7 protein-coding genes are annotated in these 6,743 nt (G+C 34.0%); 6 read left to right on the top strand and 1 reads right to left on the bottom strand.

All coding sequences use genetic code 11. The annotated features are described in order from the left end of the window. Nucleotides 1-614: purine-nucleoside phosphorylase (locus tag B2S90_RS07485; RefSeq protein WP_286696810.1), on the bottom strand; the 614-nt coding region annotated here is incomplete at its 3' end. A gap of 88 nt (nt 615-702) precedes the next feature. Between B2S90_RS07485 and B2S90_RS07480 the strand changes: the two genes are divergently transcribed. The 6 genes from B2S90_RS07480 to B2S90_RS07455 all read left to right on the top strand — a co-directional run. Beyond that, nucleotides 703-2,286: an HD domain-containing protein gene (locus B2S90_RS07480; protein WP_279068192.1), complete on the top strand. Its 1,584-nt coding sequence runs from the start codon at nt 703-705 to the stop codon at nt 2,284-2,286. Beyond that, nucleotides 2,286-2,681 carry a DUF1934 family protein gene (locus B2S90_RS07475; RefSeq protein WP_055234140.1) on the top strand — a complete coding sequence of 132 codons (396 nt, stop codon included), beginning with the start codon at nt 2,286-2,288 and terminating at the stop codon, nt 2,679-2,681. Before B2S90_RS07480 ends, B2S90_RS07475 begins: the two co-directional genes overlap by 1 nt. Further along, nucleotides 2,678-4,240 carry a cardiolipin synthase gene (gene cls / locus B2S90_RS07470; RefSeq protein WP_278780645.1) on the top strand — a complete coding sequence of 521 codons (1,563 nt, stop codon included), beginning with the start codon at nt 2,678-2,680 and terminating at the stop codon, nt 4,238-4,240. The genes B2S90_RS07475 and cls overlap by 4 nt, the downstream gene beginning before the upstream one ends. Before the next feature lie 68 nt (nt 4,241-4,308). Continuing rightward, entirely contained in the window at nt 4,309-5,970 is a 1,662-nt protein-coding gene (gene argS / locus B2S90_RS07465; RefSeq protein WP_286696809.1) for an arginine--tRNA ligase, read from the top strand. Between the two features lie 9 nt (nt 5,971-5,979). After that, complete coding sequence (rpoE, locus tag B2S90_RS07460; protein ID WP_279068190.1) at nt 5,980-6,315, top strand: DNA-directed RNA polymerase subunit delta; 336 nt, start codon at nt 5,980-5,982, stop codon at nt 6,313-6,315. A gap of 68 nt (nt 6,316-6,383) precedes the next feature. Beyond that, a partial coding sequence (locus tag B2S90_RS07455; RefSeq protein WP_286696808.1) for a hypothetical protein occupies nt 6,384-6,743 on the top strand: 360 nt, incomplete at its 3' end.

The raw sequence follows: 6,743 nt of genomic DNA, 5'->3' as shown, positions 1-6,743 counted from the left end.
GCACCAAGTGTCTTGAATGCTCTGATTTCTGCAGGTGTTTCAAATTGTGGTCCTTTAAAGAAACAATAAACGCCTTCTTTTACATCTACATTCACTTTCTTTGCGGATTCTATGGCAAGAGAACGTAATGTTGATGTATAAACATCAGTCATATCCTTGAAACGTGGTCCAAAGTCATCTAGATTAGGTCCTCTTAAAGGTGATGGCATCATGAATGATAAATGATCAGAAATAATCACAATCTGTCCTGGATTTAAATCATCTCTTACACCACCACAGGCATTTGTCACAATAAGGTTCTTAATACCTAAAGCACTAAATACACGAATAGGCATTGTGACTTTCTGCATATCATAGCCTTCATAGAAATGGAAACGTCCTTTCATACAGGCAACAGTCTTACCACCTATTTCACCAATAATTAATTTACCAGCATGTCCTGGTACAGTAGAAACAGGGAAATAAGGGATATCCTTATAATCAATTTCTACAGGTTCATTAATCACATCAGCAAGTGGTCCTAAACCTGAACCTAATACAATAGCAACATCAATAGGATTTTTATAACGTGACTGAATATAATCACGTGCAGCATAAATTTCATCAATATACATAAATATACCTCCATATCTATTATAGTCTATATCATTCGCAAATATCTTATAAAAATGATAAAATAAGCCTAATAAGGAGGGTGATACCATGCATTTAGAAGACTATCGTTTATTTGATACTAAAGTATTTAGAGATGTTGTACATGATTATATACATGTAGAATATATGCCTATCTGGAAGCTCATTAATACAAAAGAGTTTCAGCGTTTAAGACGTATTAAACAGCTCGGAGGTACATCCATGGTATTTCCAAGTGCAGAACATTCACGTTTTGTGCATTCCTTAGGTGTTTATGAAATAACACGCCAAATGACAGAACTTGAACAAGTTAAAAAACACTTAACCGACTATGAACGATTGACTGTATTATGTGCTGCCCTATTACATGATTTAGGACATGGTCCTTTCTCTCATTCATTTGAAGGAATCTTCCAATACAATCATGAAGAGATGACCACAGCGCTTATTAGAGGACATACAGAAGTCCATGAAGTCCTAACACAAATAGATTCTCATTTACCTGAAGATGTGGCAAGTATTATAGAAAAGAAAGCCGATAAGCCAATGTTAGTGCAGATGATTTCTAGTCAGGTGGATGCTGATCGTATGGATTACCTTCTACGTGATTCTTATAACTGTGGTGTGACTTATGGACAGTTTGATTTATCAAGAATACTACGTACTATGCGTATTGTAGATAATCGTATTGTCTTTAAATCATCCGGTGTACAAGCAATCGAAGACTATATTCTAGCTCGTTATTATATGTACTGGCAGGTTTATTATCATCCCGTATCTAGAAGCTATGAACAGGTGCTAGGGAGTGTTATGAAACGTGTAAAGGATCTTTATAAAGAACACTATACCTTTAAATCTTCATTTCCACTTCTTATTCCTTTCTTAGAAGATAACTTTACACCTGAACAATTTGTGAAGCTGGATGAAACATCATTACTTTATTATATAAGATGCTTTATGGATGAAGAGGATACCATCCTTAAGGATTTATCGACTCGTTTATTAGAAAGAAAATTATTTAAATATCGTACACTTAAGGGTGATGAAGATTATGAAAATACACGAAAGATATGTATAGAAGAGGGATTGGATCCTCGCTATTATGTCACAAGTGATGCGATTATGAATCAGGTGCCTTATAAGCGTATGAAGGTCAGACATGCAAATGAAGTAGAGATCCTTAAGGAAGATGGAACAATCAGTTCTCTACCAGAAGAATCAGAAATTGTACAGGCTATATTATTAGGTAAAGCCAAACAGGATCAGAAGATCTTTTCTACAAGACAAGTGATTCGACGTTCTTCTTTTAGATATCAATATTTTAGTAACTATATGGATGCTCAGGGAACGCACTATATCCTTGAACAGACTTCTAAAGAATGGTCTCAGGAAGGATTATTCTTAGAATTCTATCAAGAAGATCATGTTATTGGATGTGCACATATTATTGATAATTGTGTGAAAGATATTGTATTACTTCCCGATGACCGTAGAGAATTCTATGAGAAAGAAGTATTAGGTGCCATAGAGGATTTATTCAAGAAACAACATATACATGTAGTGAAGATCGTTCCTTATTCACAATCTCTTGATTTTTACTTAGAAAATGGGTATCGTACAGAAGGTTGCTATATAATTAAGGAGGTAGAATGATGAAAAAAAGAATTTCTTATGAATGTTTATTGGTGAATGGTCCAGTAAAAGAAAAAGTAAAATATAAAGAGGTTGGGGATCATTATGAAGACAAAGGGATTCATTATATCTCTTTTGAAGTAGATGGAAAACCTATTCGTATTCAATATGATCAAACACATGTTCATCTTGTGAATGATCAATCTGTATTACATTTTAATAAGGATATGCGTGTACCGAATAAATATACATTACCCTATGGTATTGTAGAACTTCATACAAATGTGGTTTCTTTAGAATATAGAGAAGGCACAATGAAGTTCATTTATGAGCTCTATGATCAAGAGCATCTTGTAACAAAAGCTTATATGATGGTGCATTATTCTGATATAGATGAAGAAGGAATGCCTTCATGAAACATATAAAACGTTTTACAGCATTGTTTTTTGAATATCTTTATCGTTTTATTCAGTTCTTATTGAGTCCGATTGTAATCTATATTGCGCTTATTTGTATTCAGGCTATTTATCTTCTATACTTTGCGTCAATACTCACAGACTTTAATGGCGTGGTTCGTTTCTTATTTATCTCACTTTCCGCATTTATGATCTTTTATTTAATTAGTAAAGATGAGAATACAAATTATAAGATGACATGGATCTTCTTTATCATGCTGTTACCTAATGTGGGTGGACTACTCTATCTTTTATTAGGTAATAAGAGACCTTCACGCTGGTTAAAGAAAAAGATTCAGCCAGAAGTACAATATTTCAATCAAACAAGACAACAAGATCCAGTTATTAGAAACCAGATTATTAATAGGAAGATTATTTCTTTAGATTATCTCAACAGACAATCATTCCCTATCTATAATCATACAGAATGTAAATATTATTCATTAAGTGATTATAACTACCAGGATATGATTAAAGATCTTCTACATGCAAAACATTTTATCTTTATGGAATACTTTATTGTGTCTAAAGGTCTTATGTTTGATACTATCATCGGTATTTTAAAACAGAAGGTCAAGGAAGGTGTCGATGTTCGTTTTATCTTTGATGACTTCGGTTCCTTTACAACTGTACCTCTTCACTTTGCGAAGAAGCTAGAAGAAGCAGGTATTAAAACAGTGATGTTCAATCGTTTTATTCCGGTCTTCTCTTTAAGTCAGAACCACAGAGACCATCGTAAGATCTGTGTAATTGATGGTTATATTGGTTATTCTGGAGGGTTTAACTTGGCTGATGAGTATATCAACTGTAAAATGCGTTTTGGACATTGGAAGGATACAGGTATTCGTTTAGAAGGAGAAGCAGTATGGTCATTGACATCTATGTTCCTTTCCACATTCTATGCCTATCATAAGGAATATCATGGAGAAGATATAGAACAATTTAAACCCCATACCTACCATCCTGAACCATTTAAAAATACAGGTTATGTATTACCTTATGGAGATGATCCACTCGATGATGAAGGGGTAGGAGAATCTGTTTATTTAAATATGATTACACATGCATCTAGAAGTATCGATATTATGACACCTTACTTTATTATTGATGATGTCATGTTGAAGGCATTGTGCCTGGCTTCGAAGAATGGTGTTAAGATCAGATTATATGTCCCTCATGTACCTGATAAGAAACTTGTTTTTAGAGTCACACGTTCTTATTATTATGATCTCATTCGTGCAGGTATTGAGGTGTTTGAATACTTGCCAGGTTTCTTACATGCAAAAGTCATGTTAGTAGATGGGAAAGCAGCGACAGTAGGAACAATTAATTTTGATTATCGTTCTCTTTATCTCCATTTTGAATGTAATGTCTTATTATATGAAGCAGAATGTTTATCTGCGATTAAGAGAGATTTTAGAGAGATGAATGAAATTTGTGCACCAGTAAAAATAGATGATAGCCGTCATTTTAAAGGACTCGTAGAAGGATTATTGAGATTATTTTCACCGCTATTATAAAATTCTTGACAGTCCAACATTTTGTGATACATTATTTAGAGTATGAAATAAAAAAGGAGGAATACAAGATGGCTGAAAATAAGCTTGAAAACTCACTAAAAATCGCCATTGGTCAGTCTGTTAATAAGTGCTTTGAATCAGTAGATATCACCCCTGAAAATATCATGATTGAGATTCCTAAGGATTCTACTCATGGTGATTATTCTACTAACATTGCGATGCAGCTGACAAGAACACTCCATAAGAATCCACGTGAAATTGCGACAGCCATTGTTGATTCACTTGATCAGGAAGCAGCACATGTAGAAAAAGTAGAAATTGCTGGTCCTGGTTTCATTAACTTCTTTATGAAAAATGATGCGCTTACTTCAGTAATTGTTGAAGTACTTTCAGAAAAGGACAATTATGGACAGACTCACTTCGGTGAAGGAAAGAAATATAACGTAGAATTCGTTTCTGCAAACCCTACAGGAGACTTACACTTAGGTCATGCAAAGGGTGCTGCAGTAGGTGATTCTATTTGCCGTATCATGACTAAAGCAGGTTATGATGTAACAAGAGAATATTATATTAATGATGCTGGTAAGCAGATCACTAACCTTGCATTATCTCTATACAGCCGTTATCTTGCATTATTTGATATCGAACGTCCAATTCCTGAAGATGGATATATGGGACAGGATGTCATTGATATTGCAAAGAGTATCAAGGAAAAAGAAGGAGATGCTTTAACTCAGTTAACTGAAGAAGAAGCCATTGCTTATTTCCGTAAGGTGGGTACTGAACATGAATTACAGAAGATCAAAGATATCTTAAAGGAATTCCGTGTATCATTTGATGTATGGTTCTCTGAAACTTCTTTATATGAAGGTAATAAGATTGAACCTGCAATCAATAAGTTAAAAGAAAAAGGCTATACATATGAACAGGATGGAGCCTTATGGTTTAGAACAACTGATTTTGGTGATGATAAGGACCGTGTTCTTATTAAAACTGATGGAAGTTATACATACTTCACACCAGATATTGCATATCACTTAAGCAAGTTGAATAGAGGTTATGATTACTTAGTTGACTTACTTGGTGCTGACCACCATGGTTATATCAACCGTATGAAAGCCGCTATCCAGGCTTTAGGTTATAATGCGGATCAGTTGAATATCGATATCTTACAGATGGTAAGAATGGTTGAAAACGGTGAAGTTGTTAAGATGAGTAAACGTACTGGTAACGCTGTTACTATTCGTGATCTTATTGATGATATTGGTGTAGATGCAACTCGTTATTTCTTTGTAGCGAAAGCAGCAAACACACCATTTGATTTTGACTTAGGTCTTGCAAAATCACAGTCAAATGAAAACCCTGTATACTATGCACAGTATGCACATGCAAGAATGTGTTCAATCATGAGATCAGCAGCAGAAAAGAATATTGAACCTGCAGATCACTTTGAATTGATTAATAACCCAAAAGAAATTGAATTATTAAAACACATTAATGAATTCAAAAACACAATCAATGATGCAGCTCGTACAAGAGCACCTCATAAGATTGCAAACTATATTCAGAGATTAGCTCAGTTATTCCATTCATTCTATGGTGACTGTCATGTAATCGATGAAGAAAACAAAGAATTATCATCTCAGCGTTTAGCACTTGTAGAAGCAACACGTATTACACTTGCGAACGCATTAAACTTAATTGGTGTTCATGCACCAGAAAAGATGTAGGAGGCTACTATGGATTACAGACAAGAGTCAATGGTTAATATTGCATTTGAAATTCTTACTAAATCAGCAGGAGCAATGAGTTTCTATGATATTTGGAAAGAAGTTGCTGAAAAGAAAGAATTCGATGAAGCACAGAAGGATGATAACGAATCATTATTCTATACAAATATGATCTTAGATGGTCGTATGATCACTGTTGGTGAAAACAAATGGGATCTTAGAACAAGACATAGATTCGAAGAAGTGCATATTGATATGAATGATATCTACAATGAAGATGAATCAGAAGAAAGCACTGAAGAAGAAGACGAAGGTTTAGTTGAAGATAACTATGGTGAAGAATAAGGAGAAATCCTTATTCTTTTTTTTGGAATTTTTTAAGGATATGCATTATTAGGTGAGGAGGGATGAAAATGAAATATTTTTTATTATATGGTCTCATAGGAAATTGGATAACAGGCCTATTCATGACTGAAGAAACGATTAAGTGTCTGATTGCATTTGTTATACTGATTGGAGGCGCAATTGTTTGTGAAATGATATTCAGTTCCTTGAAGAAGAAAAAACAATATCTTTTTTGCCTGGGAATCTTAGTGGCTTATATTTTCATTTATGGTTTTGTGATGATTGCTGTATTATTGATTCTATATGTTATTGCTCTTATGATGGAATCCCAGGATAATGCACCTAAAACAACAAGAACATCAAAGATGGAAAATACAGAACGTAGAAATTTAGTATTATTAGAATCATATAATTCAGATAAAGTGATG

Origin of the sequence: Catenibacterium sp. UBA627 (assembly GCF_002299355.1) — a bacterium.
GTDB lineage: Bacteria > Bacillota_I > Bacilli_A > Erysipelotrichales > Coprobacillaceae > Catenibacterium > Catenibacterium mitsuoka.
This window is presented reverse-complemented; position numbering and strand designations above follow the sequence as displayed.

Coding starts and splice junctions, on each gene's coding strand:
- B2S90_RS07480 (WP_279068192.1), top strand. CDS start 703: ATGCATTTAGAAGACTATCGTTTATTTGATACTAAAGTATTTAGAGAT.
- B2S90_RS07475 (WP_055234140.1), top strand. CDS start 2,286: ATGAAAAAAAGAATTTCTTATGAATGTTTATTGGTGAATGGTCCAGTA.
- cls (WP_278780645.1), top strand. CDS start 2,678: ATGAAACATATAAAACGTTTTACAGCATTGTTTTTTGAATATCTTTAT.
- argS (WP_286696809.1), top strand. CDS start 4,309: ATGGCTGAAAATAAGCTTGAAAACTCACTAAAAATCGCCATTGGTCAG.
- rpoE (WP_279068190.1), top strand. CDS start 5,980: ATGGATTACAGACAAGAGTCAATGGTTAATATTGCATTTGAAATTCTT.